The sequence below is a fragment of the Microvirga sp. ACRRW genome, assembly GCF_022346925.1.
Classification (GTDB): Bacteria; Pseudomonadota; Alphaproteobacteria; order Rhizobiales; family Beijerinckiaceae; genus Microvirga.
In genome coordinates, this window is the sequence record NZ_JAKRNJ010000004.1 from 252,972 (window position 1) to 272,403 (window position 19,432).

Below are 19,432 nucleotides of genomic sequence, written 5' to 3' on the forward strand. Positions count from 1 at the left end.
AAAGCGGGTTGGCATTGCTGTCGGGTTGAAATCCATTGCGGCACATCCTGTCAGAATCGACGCTCTCTCATCGGCGGCGTCCAGCCGGAGATATACAGACCCCGGTGATCCATCGCAAGATTAAGGCCCGGACGCCTGAACCTGCACGGCAGGCGAACCTGTGCCGACTATCTTCTTGCCTTGAAGCTTAAGCATTTGTAACGTTGTGTATCTTATAAAACGAAAGCTCCCGCAGCATCCGCTGGAGTCGGCTCGAGTCACATAAGGGGGGTTGGCCGTCGTGAGTCCTTCTCAGCCCTGGGCATATGGACTTGACGAGATCCGGCTGCGCGACAGCGTCGAAAAGTTCGGGCATGAGGCGCTGGCCGATATTCTCGAGAACATCCCCCTGGCCGTTGTCGTCACCTTCGGCCACCCACCACGCATTGCCTTCGCCAACAAGCTGTTCCGGTCGGCATTCGGTGCACCGCAGGCAGACTTCACGGGCCAGACGCCCTCCGATGTCATGGGGGGGCTTTACACCCCTACCCTTCAGTCCCTGCGCTACCGCGCCTATACGACGGGCGAGCCGCAGGAGTTGAGAGACATTCCGTTGATGCTCGTCCCCGGTCAGGTTTCCTACTGGGATCTGAAGCTCTTGCCCATCCGCAATGCCGACCATCAGATCGAAGGGGTTCTGTCTCTTGCGGCCAATGTCACGGAGCGCGCCAAGGCGCGCAATGCCGCTGATGATCAGGCTCATGAAGCGGATCTCTTCCACGAGCGCCTGACCCTGGCAATCGAAGCCGCCGAGATGGGCATGTGGGATTGGACCGCCGCGACGGGCAAGATCTATTGGTCGGACCGCTACCGGGATATCTTCGGCATCAGCGCCGACCAGCCGCTCACACACGAGTTCTGGCTATCTGTCATCCATCCTGAGGATCGTGACTGGGTCAGGAAGAAAGTCGATGCCCTGAACGATCCTGCCTCAGGCGGCAGGCTTCAGATGGATTACCGGATCATCCATCCCGATGGCGGCATCCGCTGGATCAGTTGCCGCGGTCGCATGCTCTACACGTCGGAGGGTGGCACGACGAAGCCTCTACGCCTTCTCGGCACGATGCTCGACAACACGGAGCGGCGCAGGAACGAGGAAGCCCGTCAGCTTCTGGCGAAAGAGCTTGATCATCGCGTCAAGAACCTGTTCGCGATGGCGAATGCCATGGTGACGATGACCGCACGAACAGCGACCTCGACGCAGGACATGGCCGATGCTCTTCATGGGCGCCTGAATGCCTTGGCCAAGGCTCATGAGTTGATCCGCCCCGCCGTTTCGGAAGACAGCCCCATCGAGGGCGAAACTTCCGTGTGCGAGATCGTCAAAACCATTCTCGCGCCGCACCGGGATTTCGGGATGCCCGCACGCATCGTAATCGACTGCGCACCGATTGCCGTTGGCGCGAAGGCCGCAACCAGCCTCACCCTCGTCCTGCACGAGCTGGCGACCAATGCCTCGAAATACGGCTCACTCTCCGTAGCCCATGGCCATCTCACAATCAGCTGCTGGCAGGATGGAGAGACGATGTCGCTCGTCTGGCAGGAAACGGATGGGCCGCGCATCGAAGGCAAGCCGACGACGAGAGGGTTCGGCTCGCAGCTTGCCCGCAAGAGCGTGACCGATCAGCTGGGCGGCACGATCAGACCCGATTGGCGCCCTGAAGGGCTGCGCGTCGAGTTGCAGATTCCGTTGAGCCAGTTGTCGCCCTGAGCCTGAACAAGAAAAAGGCGGCTGTTTAAGCCGCCTTCTTCTGGTAATCCTTCACATCCGAGAACTGGATCGATTTGTAACGGTCCATCTCGTATTGCAGGTTGAAGGTGTTCGCCGCCATGAACACGGGCGCCTCGTCGAGGTCGCGCGCCATGGACGACAGGTGGCTCTCGATGAATTTGTCGAGCTCGCGCGGATCGTCCGCCGTGATCCAGCGGCAGATCGAAAAGCGCGTCGGCTCGTAATCGATGGGCAGGCCGTATTCGGCAGCCAGCCGCTCTTTCAGCACGTCGAGCTGCAGCGCGCCCACGACGCCGACGATGGCGCCGGAACCGTCCTGCGGGATGAAGAGCTGCACGACGCCCTCTTCCGCCATCTGCTGCAGCGCCTCGCGCAGCTTCTTCGCTTTCATCGCGTCCTGCAGCTTGATGCGGCGCAGGATCTCTGGCGCGAAACTCGGTACGCCGCGGAACACGAGATCCTCGCCCTCGGTCAGCGTATCGCCGATGCGCAGAGTGCCGTGGTTGGGAATGCCCACCACGTCGCCCGCCCAGGCTTCGTCCGCGATCGCGCGGTCCTGCGCGAAGAAGAATTGCGGCGTGTTGAGGCTCATGGGCTTGCCCGTGCGCACGAGCTTCGCCTTCATACCGCGCTGGAGCTTGCCGGAACAGATGCGCATGAAAGCGATGCGGTCGCGGTGGTTCGGATCCATGTTGGCCTGGATCTTGAACACGAAGCCGGTCATGCGGCTCTCGCCCGCTTCCACGAGGCGCTTGTCCGCCTCCTGCCCGCGCGGCGGCGGCGCATATTCACCGAGCGCGTCGATGAGATCGCGCACGCCGAAATTGCGTAAGGCGCTGCCGAAGAACACCGGCGTCAGATGACCTTCGCGGAAGGACGCAAGATCGAACGGCTTGCAGGCTTCCTGCGCCAGCATCACCTCTTCCTGCCAGGCGTCCACTTCATGGGCCGGCAGAAGATTCAGAAGCTTCGGATCATCGGGTCCGGAAACCGCCATCAGCTCGTCGTCCGTGTCGATGCGGCGAACGGCATTGCGTCGCAGGTCGAAGGTACCCGCGAAGCTCTTGCCCTGGCTGATCGGCCAGGTGACGGGCGCGGTATCGAGCGCCAGGGTCTTCTCGATCTCGTCGAGCAGGTCGAAGGGGCTGCGCGCCTCGCGGTCCATCTTGTTGATGAAGGTCACGATGGGGATGTCGCGCATGCGGCACACTTCGAAGAGCTTGCGCGTGCGCGCCTCGATGCCCTTCGCGGCGTCGATCACCATGATCGCCGAGTCGACGGCGGTCAGCGTGCGGTAGGTGTCCTCCGAGAAGTCCTCGTGGCCCGGCGTGTCGAGCAGGTTGAAGACGCAGCCGCCATACTCGAAGGTCATCACGGAGGTCACGACCGAGATGCCGCGCTCCTTCTCGATGCCCATCCAGTCGGACCGGGTGGAGACACGGTTCTTCTTGGCCTTCACCTCGCCGGCGAGCTGGATCGCGCCTCCGAACAGCAGGAGCTTTTCGGTGAGCGTGGTCTTACCCGCGTCGGGGTGGGAGATGATCGCAAAGGTTCGGCGGCGGCCCACGGGGGCCGGAAGATCGGGCATGGCTCTAAATTCTTGAATACTCGGTGGGGGACAGAACGCCGCAGCTTCCTGCCCTTTCGTGGACTTCTTCTGACCCCATATGGGGGTTTCCCGTCAACAACGAAAGGAGGTGATCCAGTGTCTCATTGTCATACCCTACGGTCCCCGGTTGCCGTGACCTGGATCTTGGCCTCTGCCGAGATTGGTGCGTAACGCACATTATGGAGCGGCTCTTAGGGGCCGTGGACCCGACAATGGAAAGGCCGCCTCAAGGGCGGCCTTTCTTTTTACTTTTATCGCGTTCCTTCAGCAGGGCCCGCTTAAAGCATCAGATTGATCTCGGCTTAGAGGTAAAAGTCGCCCGTCTGGAATTTGATGTTCCCCGCGACGAAAATTTCAAAGTCGGCTTTCCCGTCACCATTGACATCACCCAGAAGGGTTTTGCCGGGGCGGCCATTGAAATCATCTGTTTCATACCGCAACTGGCCAGCCTTGGTGAAAGCTTTCGTTCCGATGAATGTGAAGGCTTGGTTGCCTGCCTTTTGAGTATTGGCGTCGATTGCCTTCAGGTCGATCTTGTCCTTCTGAGATCGCGAGAAGTCCATGATCCTGTTCACATATATATCCAGATCCTGGACGTCCGGTTTGATACCTTTGATCGACTTGTATACGAACCTGTCAGCCCCTTTACCGCCGTAGAGCTCGTCTGCTCCACCGCCGTCAATCAGGGTGTCATTGCCTCCATAGCCGTGCATCTGGCTAGAACCTGAACTGCCGGTGATGACATCGTTGCCGGACAGAATTTTGCTAAAGAGCGCCTTGTCGTCCTTTGTGTCCGACCAGGTCTTAGCTGCGGCCACCAGAGAGGCTGCTGACATCTTCAGGCCACTGGCGCTTCCAAAATGTGAAAGATTCGATGTCGAGGACCAACTGGTGATGGTCCCTTTGGTTGGCAGACCGTCGGCGCCATAGGCGAAGTCGGATCCTTTTACCACCACACGAGTCTGGGCCATGTCATTGTATTGAAGGACGAAGCCTTTTGAACTCTTGTTTATCGTTGTCGTAGACGCATTGATCTCGTCCGAGAAGAGGCCCAGCAGATTATATCCAACCGGGCCAAATTTGATCTTTGCCATGGTTCCCCCCAGCTCACCAATAAGAGGGACAAGCCTATTTGAACGATACTGAGTTTCAATTAGGCTGCATGGCCTAGAGCCCTGCTTGGGAGCAGGACAAAATCCAAAAACGGTAGGCTGATCTGGAACGAAAAGGCCGCCTCTTGAGGGCGGCCTCTCTTTTTGGCTTTAAGCCCCCAGCAGCTTGCCGGTCCGCTTGGCTGTCTTGCCGGCCACTTTGCCCAGGCGCGTGCCCTGGGTTACGAAGCGCAGCGCGATGCGGGCGAAGAGCACGCCGTCGGTCGGGGATGTCGCCTGCGCCACCGTCCCGCTATGCGGGTCCACGATCTCGGCGATCACATCGCCCGCCTTCACCCGGTCGCCGATCTCAGCCTGGAACACCACGATGCCGGTGGCGGGCGATGGGACCGGCTCGGAGGCCGCGAGCGGCGTCGGCTGGCAGAGAGGTTCGGGGATCGAGGGGGCTTCGCCCGCGATGACGCCGCGCAGGGTCATGTAGGCGATGAGCGCCGCCGCGTCGCGTGTGCCGAGTTCGTGGCTCACATCCCGCTCGCCACGGAATTCCAGGGTCGTGGAGTGGCAGCCGAAGGGAATCGGATGATCCTTGAAGCGCTCCGCCAGCTCGCCCCAGGGGCGGCTGAGCGCCTCATCGAACGGATCGTCGCCGGATTCATCCGCCAGCAGGTAAGCCTGCGCGCGAATGAGCGCGGAGAGCGGCGCGAATTCATCCGCCGAGCGCGTATGCGTGTAGAGATGCTCCACGGCCTCGGAGTCGCAATGCAGATCGAGCACGATGTCGGATTCGATGGCGAGCGTCAGCAGCGCCTTCTTCAGCACGTCGGCGGGATTGTTCGTCTCCCACGCGTCGAGCTCGGCACGAAGCGCCTCGCGGACGAGGCGCAGATTCACTTCAGCATCGCTCGTGAGCTTCCCTTCGATGCGCTCGGCCACCTTGGGCACGAGATAGGGATAGCCGCGATTGAAGTTGATGCCGTCGGAGAGATTGAAGCGTCCGATATGGCTTCCGAGAACGCGCTGCGCCAGACCGATGGGATTGGCGGACGGCACGAGAATGATCTCGCCCTTGATCTTGCCCTCCGCTTCCAGCGCCACCAGCCTCTCGCGCAGGTGATGCGCCGCGATCATGCCGGGAATTTCATCCGCATGAAGCGAAGCCTGCACATAGACGCGCGGACGCGCGCCTGTCTGCCCGAAGCGATGAACGGTGAGCGAGAGGCTTGCACCGGGAGCAAGCGGAGAGAGGGCGATCTGTTCTGTTTTCATGATGGGCGAGTGCTGCTGTCAGCCTTGAGCGGGTATATTGAACCGTGCTCAAGGCGGGGAAGCAGGCCTTCAGGCGGCCCATCCTTGTGACTTGAACACGAAGTGCTCAGGATTGGTAACGAGTGCGGCGAGCCCCTGCAAGGCCGGCTCCGCATTGACGATCACGAAAGCCGGCACCTTGCGCGCCCAGGCATCGTGCGGTGCCTTGGCGTCGAACGCCTCGCGGAAGCCGCCGCTCTGGATGATGTCCACCATGCGCGGCGCGATGCCGCCTGCGATGAATACGCCGTCGGAGGCCTCGAAAGTCAGCGCCATGTCGCCTGCGTAACGTCCAAGCCAGCGGGCGAAGAAATCAAGCGCGGCCTGCGCCATCTCATCACCCTCGCGGGCGGCATTCAGCACGTCGTTCGGCTTGGCATAGGGGCAGTCCACGCATCGATGCGCGGCAACGGCCTTCGCGATCCGGAACAGGCCCGGACCGGACAGAAGCACCTCGGCCGAGATGCGTCCGCCGACCCGCTCCAGATGCGGCCAGAGGGCGGCCTCCTCCTCCGTCGAGGGACCGAACTCTATATGGCCCGCCTCTGTGGCCACGATGGCGAGGCGATCCTCCACCGGCACGAGTGCCCCCACCCCAAGGCCGGTTCCAGGGCCCAGGACCACGCGTGCGCCGGCTTCCGCCCGCCCGCTGCCGATGGGGGCGAGATCCCCCTTCTCCTCGCTCAGCACCGTCACGGAAGCCGCAACGGGCGTGTAGTCGTTGACCAGGGTCACGCGCTCGAGATTCAGCGCCTTGCCGATGGCCTCGGCGTCGATCACCCAATGGGCGTTGGTGAGGCGGATGGCAGGCGCGTCCACGCGGGTTGCCACCGCGATCATGGCCGAGCGGGGCGCTGCCCCCGCATAGCCCTGGAGGGCGATTCGGATGGCGCCGACAGGATCGGGCGTGTCCGCCGTCAGGGTGCGGGGTAAAAGCTGAACGGGCTCTCCGGGGCCGGGCAAGACAGCGAAACGCGCATTCGTGCCGCCGATATCCCCAAGCAGAACAGGAAATGCAAACATCGAGAGAGCCTATCGTTCTTCATTGAAGTTCTGGCGGCGGTCGCCGTCAGAACGCATCCTCCCAGCTCCGGCTCAAGCGAACGGCGGAGTTGATGAGACCCACCATGGAGTAGGTCTGGGGGAAATTGCCCCACAATTCGCCGGTCGTGAAGTCGGCATCCTCGGAAAAGAGCCCGAAGGAATTGCGTAAACCCAGGATGCGCTCGAACAATTCTCTCGCCTCTTCCTTACGCCCGATGGCGTTCAAGGCATCCACGTACCAGAAGCCGCAGATCATGAAAGCCGTGTGCATAAGGCCAAAATCATCTTCCACATCATAACGCATCAGAAGGTCCCCGCGCCGCAGGGCCTTGCCCGCGGCATCCACCGTGGCGATGAAGCGCGGATCGTCCGGCTTCACGAAGTTGAGTTCGTGAAGCAGCAGCAAAGTTGCATCCAGATCCTCGCCGCCGAAGGACGAGACGAAGGTGCCCTTCTGGGGATTGTAGGCTTTCTCGTCGATGATGCGGTGCATCCGGTCCGCATTCTCGCGCCAGAAGGCCGCCCTATCCTCACGCTCCATGGCCACGGCGATCTTGGCGAGGCGGTCGCAGGCCGCCCAGCACATCACGCTCGGAAACGTGTGCACGGCCGCCTTGGTGCGCAGCTCCCAAGGCCCCGCATCGGGCTGGTCGAACACCTCGATGGCCCGATGTCCCAGCTTCTCCAGATGCGCGAACAGGGCCCGGTTGCCGACGGGCCGGATCATGCGCTTGTCGAGGAAGGCGTGCACCGAGGCCAGGACGATGCTGCCATAGGCATCGTTCTGAACTTGCGTATAGGCGGCATTGCCCACGCGCACGGGCCCCATACCGCGATAGCCCGCAAGCGCCGTCGCTTCGCGCTCTTCCAGATCAGGCGAGCGCGTGATGCTGAAGAGCGGTGGCATGTCCTTCTGGTTGGGAATGGCGTCCATGTCGTCGACGATGTTGGTGATGTAGGTGAGGTATTCCTCCATCGTCTTGGTCGTGCCGAGACGGTTGAGCGCCTGGATCACGAAATAGGCGTCCCGCAGCCAGCAATAGCGGTAATCCCAGTTGCGCTGCGTGTGCGGCGCTTCCGGAACGGATGTGGTCAGCGCCGCGACGATGGCGCCCGTCTCCTCGAAGTTGCAGAGTTTGAGCGTGATCGCCGCGCGGATCACCGCCTCCTGCCAGTCGAACGGAATGGAGAGCGAACGCACCCAATCGTGCCAGAAGCTGATCGTGCTGTCCAAGAACTCGCGCGCCGTGGTGTCGGCCTCGGAACGAAGCGGCTCGTCTTCTCCGAAGAAGAATGATAGCGGCCGCTCCACCACGAAGGGGCGCTCTTCATGCACATAGGACACAGACGCATCGGTCGTCAGGCGCAAGGAAGAATGCGGCCCGACGAAGCGCAAGTGGTTGCTGCCGCGCGTGGTATCCGGCTTTATGCTTCCCCACTCGTAATGCGGGCGCAGCCTCACGCGGATGCGCGGGCGTCCCTTGATCGGCGTGACGCGGCGGATCAACAGCGGCGGGCGGAAGGTTCGGTCGAAATGCTTGAAGCGCGGCGCGAAATCCGTGATCTCGAGAATGTTGCCGAAAGAATCCGTTAAGCGTGAGACGAGCACGGCCGTATTCTGGATATAGCTCTGCTCACAGCTGACCATGCCGACCATGTCGATGGCGAAAACGCCCTTTTGCTCCGCATCCGTCTGCCCATCGGGGCTATCGAGCAGCGCGGAAAAAACCGGGTCGCCATCGAAGCGGGGAAAGCAGCTCCAGACAATATGCGCCCGGCGATCCACCAAGGCCGAGATCATGCAATTGCCGATGACGGCAAGATCCAAAGAACTCATCGATCAATCATCCACGTTGAAAGGAAGAGAACCGCTAGATGCCCATGTGGACAGGCAATGTCGCAAATCGGCAGGCGTTCCCAGGCGAACCTTGGCGATTGTCTCACCCGCGCCGATGCGAATGGACAGACCGCCTCTGGCATTCACCGTCTTGAATCCGTTCTCGTCGGTCAAGTCGTCGCCGACGAAAACAGGCCTGCGGCCTTTGTACGGCGCCGCATGAAGAAAGCTTTCGATCACCTTGCCCTTACCGGCGGCGGAAGGAAGAATTTCCGCCACAGCTTTGCCGTGTTGCAGGCGATACTCGCTGCCGAGTGCCTCAACCGCGGCATGAGCGGTTGCCAATGCGAAGTCCTTCTCCTGAGGCGCGAGGCGCCAGTGAACAGCCACGGAGCAGCCCTTGTCCTCGATGAGAACACCGGCTTTGTCGGCCACCACATCCTTCAAGCGCCCGACCATCCGGCGCAGCTGAGGGTGCTCGTCCGGATCGCATAAATGAAGATCGCCCGCGACGCGCTGCTCCAGTCCATGCAGCCCGGCCATGTCGAAACTATACGGCTTCAGATGCTGGTCCAGAAACGAAACGGGCCTGCCGCTGACGATCGCAAGCGCTCCGCCCAGCCTTTCTTGAAGACGTCGGAGAGTTTTGGGCAGCGCAGGCTCCACCACAACCGCCTCGGGACGATCCACGATGTCCACGAGCGTTCCATCGAAATCGAGGAAGAGCGCGTAAGCCTCTTCCGATTCCATCTCCTGAACGGGGGCGTCATGCATTGGCGGCTGCCCGCTTCTTTCCTGCTGCGATCAACCGCCGGATCCTCTGCCGCTTGCGCAGGCGCGAGGCGGCGAGCAGCATCTGCCCGGCCCAGCGATAGACGTTGCGCTCCTTCACCTGATCGCGCATGAGCCGCATGCGTTCGCGCTGTTCCGCCTGAGGCATGATGAGCGCGCGGTTGATGGCCTGACCCATGGCGTGTGCGTTGTAGGGATTGACGATCAATGCCTCCGACAATTCACGCGACGCGCCGGCGAAAGCGGAGAGAATAAGAACACCCTGCTCGTCGTCGCGCGCGGCGACGAATTCCTTGGCCACGAGGTTCATGCCGTCGTGCAGGCTCGACACGATGCAGAGATCGGCGGCCCTGAACAGCTCGAACACCTCATCGGGTTCGTGATGGCGGATGAGCAGCTTGATGGGCTCGTACCCCTCGCTGCCATGCCTTTCATTGATCTCGCGCGCCAGGGCTTCGGCCTCCTCCTGCAGCTGCCGGTAATTCGCAAGCTTACTGCGCGTCGGAGCCGCCACCTGGATGAAGGAGAAGTTGCCTTTCCAGTCGGGGTTCTCAGTCAGCAGCGCATCGATGGCCTGCATGCGGTCGAGGATGCCCTTCGTGTAATCGAACCGCTCGATGCCGACACCGATCCGCATGTCGAGGGGAAGCCCGAGACGCTCGCGAACGGCGCGGCGGCATTCCTCCACGGGCTTCTGGCCTTCCAAGGCGGTCGGCGGCCATTCGATGGAGATGGGATAGGGACGGATCTGCGTGTCCTCGCCGCCGAACGTGATCGAATCCGTCTCGCGGTTGATGCGGCTTTCCACGTAAGAATCCACGGCATCGATGAAGTTGTTGCAATGGGCCTGCGTGTGGAATCCGAGGATCGATGAGCCGAGCAGGCCGTCGATGATCTCCTCTCGCCATGGGCATATGCCGAAGGTTTCCGCGTTCGGCCATGGGATGTGCCAGAAGGTGATGATCGTGGCTTGTGGAAGGCGATTGCGGATCATGCGCGGCAGGAGCGCGAAGTGATAATCCTGCACGAGAATGATCGGGTCCTCGCGCTTGGCCTCGGCGACGATGGCATCGGCGAATTTCTCGTTCACCGCACGATAATATTGCCAATCCTGCTCGCGGAAGACCGGGCGCACGAAGGCGATGTGGCAGAGCGGCCAGAGACCTTCATTCGCGGCACCATAATAATAACCGTCCTGCTCCTCATCCGTCAGCCAGACACGGCGCAGGGTATAGGATGGATTGGCCGGCGGCACAGGCACGCGGTCGCTGGCGTCGACAGTATCCCTGTCCGCCGTGCCGCTGCCATGCGCTACCCATGTGCCGCCGCAGGCGCGCACCACCGGCTCCAGCGCCGAGACGAGACCGCTTGCCGGAATCTGAAGGGAGATGCCGCCGTCCTGCGCACGGTTGTGAATATAGGGCTCGCGGTTCGAAACCACGATCACCTCGGAGCCGGACAACTCGTTCGCAAGCGCCGCGCGGAGGGTATCGGGGCTCCAGTCGGTATGGGCCGCATCGATGGTCCGGCGCGAAGATTCGAGTTCCTGCAGAACGTCGCGGATTTCCTGGCCCAGCGGAATGATGTTTTCCTGCTCGGGCGTCCCTGCCGCTCCGGCGCGCGCATTCTCGAGAGCCTGACGGATGGAAGCGAGCCATCTGCGCATGATCAACGCCGCGATCATGGCCGCAAGAGCTGCCGCGCCGAAAGCGACGCCGGCGAGAGCCAGGAAGAGATAGTTTCGCGCCTCTCCGCCGCGTCGATCCGTATAGCTGAGATCGTGCAGCACCACGAGGTGCCCTTCCCGTCCCGACACGGTCAACGGAAAGGTGCTCACCAGGATGCGCTGTCCGTCATGGGTAATGTTGGAGAAACTTTGCGTATCGGATCTCGCCGCCTGCTCGCAGGAGAAGGATTGCGGCATGCTGCGGGTCGGAGAGCGCAGCGTATCGCCCTCGCAATAGCCGATCGCCAGAACCCGCTCCCCGGAGGCGATGCGCTCGAAGAGGCCCGTCAGCCGTCCGGCATCGTTACGGGTCAACAGGTTGCTGACCTGGTCACGGGCGGAATTGAAGACCAGCTGGGAGCGTAATTCCACATCCCGCCGGGCCCATTCCTCCAGAAACGATGTAGCAAACGGAAGAACGGCCAGAATGACGATGGCCGCGACAAGCAACGCAATACCGCCGAAGCGAAAGATAATTCTCAAACCTCTTTGTCCTCAGGATGTTCAAGATTTTTCGAAGGGCCGAAGCCTAAGCATCGGAAAAAGTTCGATGTTTCGGCTCCCTCCCAGCGCCGCCCCAAAGGGCGCCCGCTCCTGTTATGGGTTTCTCTCCGGAACTTTCCAGGTTTGAGGACCGAGCCCATGCGGGAACCCGGGCAATAAAAAACCGCAGCCGGCCTTTCGGGCCGGCTGCGGTGCGCGAAATCGCTGTGTTGAGGAACTTAGTGCTCGCGGAAGGCGCGGGCGATCTGATCCTTCATGGGCTTGAAGAAGTACTCGAGCGGGGTGCGCTCGTTGACTTCGACGAAGACCTCGGCCTGCATGCCTGCGATGAGATGGAGGCCTTCAAGGCGCTTGATCTCATCGGCCGGCAGCTCCACGCGGATCGTATAGAAGGTCGCGCCCGTCTGCTGATCGCGAGAGACGTCGGCCGAGATGCGGCTGACCTTGCCGTGCAGGTCGGGCATGTTGCGTGCGTTCGAAGCATGCACCTTGACGGTCGCTTTTTGCCCCATCTTCACCTGGTCGATCTCGTTGGGGAGAACCCTGGCCTCGAGCTCGAGCTTGTCATTCGTGGGAACGATGAGCATGACGGGCTCGGCCGGGGAAATCACGCCGCCGATGGTATGAACGTTCAGCTGATGAACATAGCCGTCGCTGGGCGCACGGATGTCGATGCGCTTCAGCTGATCCTCGGCCGCCACTTTCCGCTCAGTGTACTCCGCGATCTTGCTCTGAATGTCGCGCAGTTCCTGCATCGCTTCCGCACGCATCTGCTCGTCGATCTGAATGATCTGGAACGAGGTTTCCGCAATGCGGCTCTCGGCCTGGGCAACTGCTGCGATAAGCTGTCCACGCTGACCTTCGATGCTTGCGGCATCGCGCTCCAGGGCATTCAGGCGAGGAAGCTGCACCAGGTTCTTCTGGTAGAGTTCGCGGACGCCTTTCAGCTCTTCGGCGATGAGCTCGGCCTCGCGGACCTTCGCCTCCTGCTGCGCCTTGAGGCCGGTGATTTCGTCCTGCGACTGCGCGATGCGCTTCCTAAGCTGATCCTTCTGAGCATCTCTTGCAGCGCGGCGCGCCACGAAAAGAGTATGCTCGGACGAGACGATCTTCTGAACGGCGGGATCGTTGGACCGAGCGGCGAACTCAGGCGCCGCCTTGATTTCGCTCGCGCTGTCGCGCTCCGCTTCGAGGCGAGCCTGGCGGCCGATGAACTCATCGAGCTGTTTAGACACCACCTGTAGGTTGGCGCGCGTCAAGGTTTCGTCCAGGCGAACCAGAAGATCGCCCGCATTCACGCGGTCGCCGTCCTTCACCTTCAGTTCGCCGACGATGCCGCCGGTGGAGTGCTGGATCTTCTTGACGCTCGAGTCGACCACGAACTGGCCGCCCGCCACGACGGCACCCGACAGGGTCGAGGTGGCCGCCCAGAGGCCGATCGTACCGGCGAACAGGGCGATCATCGACAGGCCCGCGACGCTCGACTGGCGCAGAACCTTCTCGTGCATCGAAGGCTTCTGAGGCTGCTGCATAATCATCATTTAACCAACCTCCCGCAGGCTTCCGCTCTGCGCCTGTGCCGTCTGGACTGGCTGCACGCGCACCGTAGGTGCCTGCTGCGGAGCCGGATTCGTGTTGCGTTTCATCACACCCTGCAGAACCTCGTCCCGCGGGCCCACGGCCTTGATGCGGCCTTCTTCCATGATGGCGACCTGATCGACCTGTCCGAGAGCGGCGGGGCGATGCGTGATGACGACCACGATGGAGCCACGCTGCCTCATGGCGAGGATGGCCTGGTTCAGCGCCTCGTCACCGGCGCCGTCGAGGCTGGCGTTCGGCTCGTCGAGAACGATGAGGAACGGGTTGCCGTAGAGGGCGCGGGCGAGAGCCAAGCGCTGGCGCTGGCCGCCCGACAGGGAGGCGCCGCTTTCGCCGATCTTCGTGTCGTAACCGTCCGGCAGGTTGAGGATCAGTTCGTGAGCGCCGGCCGTCTTGGCGGCGGCGATCACGTCTTCCGGATTGGCGTTCGGCTGGAAGCGGGAGATGTTCTCGGCCACCGTTCCTTCGAACAGCTCAACGTCCTGCGGCAGGTAGCCGACATGGCGTCCGAGGGAGTCCGGCTCCCACTGGTCGAGCGCCGCGCCGTCGAGACGGATCTCGCCGCGCATGGTCGGCCAAACGCCGACGAGGGCGCGGGCGAGGGTCGACTTGCCCGATGCGCTGGGGCCGATGAGGCCCAGGCCCTGACCAGCCTGAAGACGCAGGGAGGCGGACTGGACGATCGGGAACTGAGCGCCCGGAGCCGAGACGTACACTTCCTCCACGGACACGACCTGCTTCGGCGCGGGCAGCGGCATGCGCATGCCCTGAGCGGGAACGAGGGACATGATGTGCTGGAGGCGGCGATAGGCCTGACGGGAGGCGGTGAAGCCCTTCCAGTGAGCGACCGCGATTTCGATGGGCGCGAGAGCGCGGGACATCAGGATCGAGCCTGCGATCATGAGACCGCCCGACATCTGACCTTCGATCACCAGCAGAGCGCCGAGGCCGAGGATGCCCGACTGCAGCACCATGCGGAAGACCTTGGCGAAAGCGCTGATGCCGGCGGAGGATTCGCTGCTCGCAAGGCCGTCGTTGACGTGCTTGACATGCACCTCGTCATAACGCTTGCCGAGGAAGCTCAGCATGCCGAGCGCGCGAATGGCTTCGGCATTGCGGCGGCTGGTCTCGGCCAGGGCCTGACGCTCGGCGCCGCTCTTCGTCACCTGATAGGAAGGCTCCTTGCTCTTGGCGTCCGTGTAGATCGTCAGGAAGATGATGCAGACGCCGCCGACCACGGAGAAGATGCCGACCCAGGGATGGATCATGAAGCAGCCGATGAGGAAGATCGGCATGAAGGGCATGTCGAAGAGAGCCGTCGGGCCGAGGCTCGACAGGAAGCCGCGGATCGTATCCACGTCGCGGATGGGCTGCATGCTCTCGGACTGCTTGGCGCCCTTGAGCGGCATGGTGGCGACCAGGTCGAAGACGCGCGGCGCGAGAATTTCGTCGAAGCGGGCACCGATGCGGGCAAGCATTTTGCCGCGCAGCATGTCGAGACCGCCCGAAAGAGCATAGGCCGCCAGGATGATGAGGGAGAGGCCGATCAAGGTCGGAATGCTCCGGCTCGACAGCACGCGGTCATAGACCTGGAGCATGTAGATCGAACCGGATAGCGCCAGGACGTTCACGACGGCCGAGAAAATGGCCACGTTCGTAAAAGAAGGTAAACAAGATTTCAGAGCGTCTTGGACCTCTGTGCTCTCTTCCCGATTTCTCGATGACTGCTTCATTTTTTCTTTCCATCGATGGGTCGCTTGCGCGGCACACACCATTCAGTTGCAGTGCCATCATGCACGGTTATATCCTAGCATGATGTTCGCTATCTTGCGACAGCTCGGATGTCGGGCTTTGGATCGCCAAGAGCATTTTATCGGGACCGGGCTGGAATGCCTGGCTTTTTCCTTAGCTCTTAAGGATATCGAGATGCCCCCAAAGTCGCGCCTTCCGTTACGCCACCCTGTTTGTAACCCTATTTCATGTACCTATGTCAACTAAAAGTGTTGTCAAATTTTGGGCATGTTATTCTTCCTATCTATTCAGATAGGTAACGTAACGGCGCCCCGATCAATACGTAACTCTTTGGTAAACATTCATAGTTAACCAGAAGTGACCCAGAAATGAGGTCGCAATATGGACAGGCTTAACCACCCTCATCTTACCTTGGCGGCATCTTCCCCGGCGTGCGAATCAGCACCAAGCGATGTCCGCATCGACCCGGCCGCGAATGCGGCCCTCGCGGAAGCGGTCAGGAGCGCCCGCCAGGACGCGAACTCCAAAAACCCTTTCAAACCCTCGAAAGCTGAGGCCCAGACAGCAACCTCGAACGGTCGTCTGAAGGGCGCTCTCACTCACGCAGCAACGGCCCTGTTGTTTCTCGGGGCCGGATGGTTTGTATCCTCCGTGAGCCCTCCAGGCGCCCACGAGGCGATCCGCCGCATGGAGGCCGAGACCGCCCTCAGCCGCGACACTCTCGTCAAGCTCACGGATGAAATGACGGCGCTGAAAAGTGCTGTCACGGACCGTGCGGTTGCGCACACGGGCTCCATCGCGCCTTCCGAACAAGCCCGGCTTGCCGAGACAATCGATCGCCTAAAGGCGACGATTCAGGATCCAGATAAGAAGCTCACGGCTATCGAGGAGCGTCTTACTCGCATGGAAGGCCAGATTATGGCAGGCCTGAACAACCTCGCCGCCCCCAAGGCCGCTGCGACCGCTTCCGCGACCGAGCAGGAGAGCGCGCCGGCAGCGAAAGCGGTGAAGGCCGAGCCCGTCGATGGCTGGGTTCTGCGCGAGGTTTATAACGGCTCGGCCCTCGTCGAGAGCCGCAACCGTGGCCTTTACGAGGTCATGCCCGGCAACATGATTCCGGGTGTCGGCCGCGTGGAGGCTATCGAGCGGCGCGGCGCGCGCTGGGTGGTGGTCACCGACAAGGGCTTCATCGGTGCGTACCGCTGATGGTCACACCGCATCGAATGGATCCCAAAAGTGGATTCCACTTTTGGGTCCGATGCCCTAGCGCGGAATGATGAGCTTCAACCCATAAACCAGCGCGGCGAAGACTACGAGGCTCGCGACATAGAGCGCCACGAACCAGAGCAGGCGCTTGCCGCGCCTCTCTGGTGGGCGATGCTTGTTCGCCTGCATCAGTGATACCCGTATCCGCCGCCCTGGATTTCCTCGGCGACCTTTCCACGAAACACGTAATAGGCATAAGCGGTGTAGGCGAAGGTGATCGGCAGGACGATGGCAAATCCCACGAGCGCGAAGAGCTGAGAATTCACCGTGTTCGCCGTGTCCCAGATCGTCAGGCTCGGCGGCACCAGATAGGGAAAGAGACTGACGCCGAGGCCAAGATAGCCGAGCAGGAACATGCTGATGGCCAGGAAGAACGGCCGCACGTGCCGTCCCTCCTCCAGGTCCCGGAAAAGACGGTACGCCACATAGGCCGTGATCAACGGAATCGGCGCAAGGAAGGCGATGTTGGGCCATGAGAACCAGCGCGCCTCGATCTGCCTTCCGAGGAAAGGCACCCACGCGGAGACGAGCGCCATGGCGATGATGGTCGCGATCAGAAAGCGAACCGCCAGACGCCGCGCCCAGATCTCCAGTTCGCCCGTGGTCTTCATCACGCACCAGGTCGCGCCGAGAAGCCCGTAGCCGCAGACGAGACTGATGCCAGTGAGCACGCTGAACGGCGTGAGGAAATCGAAGGTGCCGCCCGTGAACTGACGCCCATCCGTGGAGAAACCCTGCACGAAGGCGCCGAGCACCATGCCCTGGAAGAAGGTTGCCAGCAGCGAACCGAAGAAGAAGGCGTTGTCCCACAAGAATTTCGAGCGCTCCGACTTGAACCGGAACTCGAAAGCGACCCCGCGGAAAATGAGCGCGATCAGCATGAGCGTGATGGGCACGTAGAGCGCAGGCATCATCACCGCATAGGCGATGTGGAAAACGGCGAAGAGACCGCCGCCGCCAAGCACGAGCCAGGTTTCGTTGCCGTCCCAGATGGGTGCTACCGAAAACATCATCCGGTCACGCCAGTTGTCGCTTTTCGCGGCCTTGAAGAGAATGCCGACGCCGAGATCGAAGCCGTCGACGATCACGTACATGGCGACCGCGACCGCGATCAGGCCGGCCCAGATCAGCGGCAGCCAGAAAGCGAGGCCTTCATATTCCATTCCGAAACCGAACATGCCTCTCGCCTCCTATCTCACGGGCAACCGTTGTCCCGGCCCGCCTTCCAGTCCCTCATCGGGCACGGAGAGCGGGCGCTTGGCTTTCTTGCGGAGATCATCCTCGTCCGGCATCTGCTCGACCGGATCGGGGCCGCGCCGCAGGAGCTTGGCGAGATAGTACGAGCCGAAGCCGAACACGAAAGCATAGACCACGATGAAGGTGATGAGCGATGCGCCGACCGCGCCTGCCGTGACCGGCGACACCGCATCGGCCGTGCGCAGATGGCCGTAGACCACATAAGGCTGACGGCCGATTTCCGCGGTAAACCAGCCGAACAACACCGCGCCGAAACCCGAAGGCGTCATGACCATGGTGGCGGTGAGAAAAGCCCGGTTGGTGAATAGCGTGCCCCTGTAGCGCAGATAGAGGCTCCACAGGCCGATGCCGAGCATGGCGAAGCCGAGACCGACCATGATGCGGAACGAGAAGAAGACCGGCCAGACCGGCGGACGCTCATTGGGCGGCACATCCTTGAGGCCCGGCACGACACCGTCGAACGCATGGGTCAAAACCCAACTGCCGATCTTCGGAATCGCGATCTCGAAACGGTTGGTCTCGTTGACCTCGTCGGGCAAGGCAAAGAGGCGAAGCGGCATGTTGTCCATGCGCTCCCAGTTGCCTTCGATCGCGGCGAGTTTCGTCGGCTGATATTTCAACACGCCGAGACCATGCAGGTCGCCGATGACGATCTGCACCGGCACGAAGATCGCCGCGAACCAGAGCGCCATCGAGAGGGAGCGGCGCGAGGCGGCGAGCTTCGCCTCCGGCGCATCGTGCGGATGGCGCAGCAGCATCCAAGCCGACATGCCGGCCACCGCGAAGGATGTCGTGATGTAGCAGCCCAGCACCATATGCGCATAGCGCAACGGGAAAGACGGATTGAAGACGATCTCGAACCAATCGACCGGCACCATCTTGCCGTTCTCGATGGCGAATCCGACCGGCGTCTGCATCCAGGAATTCACGGAGAGAATCCAGAAGGCGGAAATCAGCGTGCCCAAGGCCACCATGCAGGTGGCCAGGAAATGCAGCCGGTTGCCGACGCGCTCCCAGCCGAAAAGCATGATGCCGAGGAAGGAGGCCTCGAGGAAGAACGCGGTGAGCACCTCATAGGCCATCAATGGCCCCACCACGTTTCCGGCGACTTCCGAAAACCGCGACCAGTTGGTGCCGAACTGGTAGCTCATGACGATGCCCGACACGACGCCGAGGCCGAAGGAGACCGCGAAAACCTTCACCCAGAAGCGGAAGAGGTTGCGGTAGAGCGGATTGCCGGTGCGGAGCCAGTTGAATTCGAGGGCAGCGAGCCAGCTCGCAAGGCCGATGGTGAAGGCCGGGAAGATGATGTGAAAGGCTATCGTGAACGCAAACTGGATGCGCGACAGCATCAGGGCGTCAAGTTCCATACCGCTCCCCCCTTCACCATACCCTCGTGCTTTTAGGGCGCTTTCGGCATGCTGACCAGAGGGCCGGCTCTCCTTGGAGAGGCCCAGGCGAACTTCCTTACACAGTTGTAGGGTCCAAAGCCCTTCACTTCCGGCAGGAGAAGGGCGGAAAGGCGCTCGCCGTTCCCGCATTCATGGCTGCGACGACCATCATGTTGGCGAGATCGAACTCTTCCGTGGAGCGAGGGCACACATCGCCTTGCGCGATGCAACCGGAGGCGAGGAAGACCTCGTGGCGGGATATGAATTCCTGGCTGATGCCCGTCGTGCCGCGCCGCTTGAGCGCTTCGTCCCAAGCCTTCTTGTAGCGCTCGCACTTCACCTCGACCCAGCTCTTCTCGGGCTGGCCCTGCGCCATGCCGGAAGACACATCGCTTCCAAGAACGGCAATGGCGGAAAGCACGATGAGGGAAAGCAGGCGCATGAGATCCTCGGCGGTAGCCGGGGGA

15 protein-coding genes are annotated in these 19,432 nt (G+C 61.7%); 2 read left to right on the forward strand and 13 right to left on the reverse strand.

Features of this window, described 5'->3' with window-relative positions; translation table 11 throughout:
* Nucleotides 1–280 precede the first annotated feature (280 nt).
* Nucleotides 281–1,750, forward strand: a complete 1,470-nt coding sequence (locus MHY87_RS11370; protein ID WP_239351845.1) for a PAS domain-containing protein — start codon at nucleotides 281–283, stop codon at nucleotides 1,748–1,750.
* A gap of 25 nt (nucleotides 1,751–1,775) precedes the next feature.
* Here the strand turns inward: MHY87_RS11370 and MHY87_RS11375 are convergent, their stop codons facing one another.
* From MHY87_RS11375 to MHY87_RS11415, 9 genes are all read right to left on the reverse strand, one after another.
* On the reverse strand, nucleotides 1,776–3,359 hold the full coding sequence (locus MHY87_RS11375; RefSeq protein WP_239351846.1) for a peptide chain release factor 3: 1,584 nt from the start codon (nucleotides 3,357–3,359) through the stop codon (nucleotides 1,776–1,778).
* 323 nt (nucleotides 3,360–3,682) lie between these two features.
* Nucleotides 3,683–4,474: a hypothetical protein gene (locus MHY87_RS11380; RefSeq protein ID WP_239351847.1), complete on the reverse strand. Its 792-nt coding sequence runs from the start codon at nucleotides 4,472–4,474 to the stop codon at nucleotides 3,683–3,685.
* A gap of 168 nt (nucleotides 4,475–4,642) precedes the next feature.
* Nucleotides 4,643–5,758 (reverse strand): succinylglutamate desuccinylase/aspartoacylase family protein, encoded by a 1,116-nt coding sequence (locus tag MHY87_RS11385; protein ID WP_239351848.1) that lies wholly within the window; start codon nucleotides 5,756–5,758, stop codon nucleotides 4,643–4,645.
* Nucleotides 5,759–5,827: 69 nt separating this feature from the next.
* Nucleotides 5,828–6,760, reverse strand: coding sequence for an ROK family protein (locus MHY87_RS11390; RefSeq protein ID WP_370644916.1), 933 nt, complete (start codon nucleotides 6,758–6,760; stop codon nucleotides 5,828–5,830).
* A 106-nt stretch (nucleotides 6,761–6,866) separates the two neighbouring features.
* Nucleotides 6,867–8,678 carry a glycoside hydrolase family 15 protein gene (locus MHY87_RS11395; RefSeq protein WP_239351850.1) on the reverse strand — a complete coding sequence of 604 codons (1,812 nt, stop codon included), beginning with the start codon at nucleotides 8,676–8,678 and terminating at the stop codon, nucleotides 6,867–6,869.
* A 3-nt stretch (nucleotides 8,679–8,681) separates the two neighbouring features.
* A complete protein-coding gene (otsB, locus tag MHY87_RS11400; RefSeq protein ID WP_370644917.1) occupies nucleotides 8,682–9,428 on the reverse strand; it encodes a trehalose-phosphatase in 747 nt (248 codons plus the stop codon).
* A gap of 16 nt (nucleotides 9,429–9,444) precedes the next feature.
* The gene (locus MHY87_RS11405; RefSeq protein ID WP_239351852.1) at nucleotides 9,445–11,679 is read right to left on the reverse strand and encodes a trehalose-6-phosphate synthase; all 2,235 of its coding nucleotides are present in this window, start codon (nucleotides 11,677–11,679) and stop codon (nucleotides 9,445–9,447) included.
* A 239-nt stretch (nucleotides 11,680–11,918) separates the two neighbouring features.
* Nucleotides 11,919–13,241 (reverse strand): HlyD family type I secretion periplasmic adaptor subunit, encoded by a 1,323-nt coding sequence (locus MHY87_RS11410; protein ID WP_239351853.1) that lies wholly within the window; start codon nucleotides 13,239–13,241, stop codon nucleotides 11,919–11,921.
* Nucleotides 13,242–15,032: a type I secretion system permease/ATPase gene (locus tag MHY87_RS11415; RefSeq protein ID WP_239351854.1), complete on the reverse strand. Its 1,791-nt coding sequence runs from the start codon at nucleotides 15,030–15,032 to the stop codon at nucleotides 13,242–13,244.
* Between the two features lie 670 nt (nucleotides 15,033–15,702).
* Between MHY87_RS11415 and MHY87_RS11420 the strand changes: the two genes are divergently transcribed.
* Nucleotides 15,703–16,257 (forward strand): hypothetical protein, encoded by a 555-nt coding sequence (locus tag MHY87_RS11420; protein ID WP_239351855.1) that lies wholly within the window; start codon nucleotides 15,703–15,705, stop codon nucleotides 16,255–16,257.
* A 57-nt stretch (nucleotides 16,258–16,314) separates the two neighbouring features.
* Here MHY87_RS11420 and MHY87_RS18745 read toward each other — a convergent pair whose 3' ends face one another.
* The 4 genes from MHY87_RS18745 to MHY87_RS11435 form a co-directional block, all read right to left on the reverse strand.
* Nucleotides 16,315–16,446, reverse strand: a complete 132-nt coding sequence (locus MHY87_RS18745; protein ID WP_255726535.1) for a hypothetical protein — start codon at nucleotides 16,444–16,446, stop codon at nucleotides 16,315–16,317.
* Nucleotides 16,446–17,495 carry a cytochrome d ubiquinol oxidase subunit II gene (gene cydB / locus MHY87_RS11425; protein WP_239351856.1) on the reverse strand — a complete coding sequence of 350 codons (1,050 nt, stop codon included), beginning with the start codon at nucleotides 17,493–17,495 and terminating at the stop codon, nucleotides 16,446–16,448. The genes MHY87_RS18745 and cydB overlap by 1 nt, the downstream gene beginning before the upstream one ends.
* A gap of 12 nt (nucleotides 17,496–17,507) precedes the next feature.
* Nucleotides 17,508–18,944 carry a cytochrome ubiquinol oxidase subunit I gene (locus MHY87_RS11430; protein WP_239351858.1) on the reverse strand — a complete coding sequence of 479 codons (1,437 nt, stop codon included), beginning with the start codon at nucleotides 18,942–18,944 and terminating at the stop codon, nucleotides 17,508–17,510.
* 124 nt (nucleotides 18,945–19,068) lie between these two features.
* A complete protein-coding gene (locus MHY87_RS11435) occupies nucleotides 19,069–19,407 on the reverse strand; it encodes a hypothetical protein (RefSeq protein WP_239351860.1) in 339 nt (112 codons plus the stop codon).
* Nucleotides 19,408–19,432: the final 25 nt, after the last annotated feature.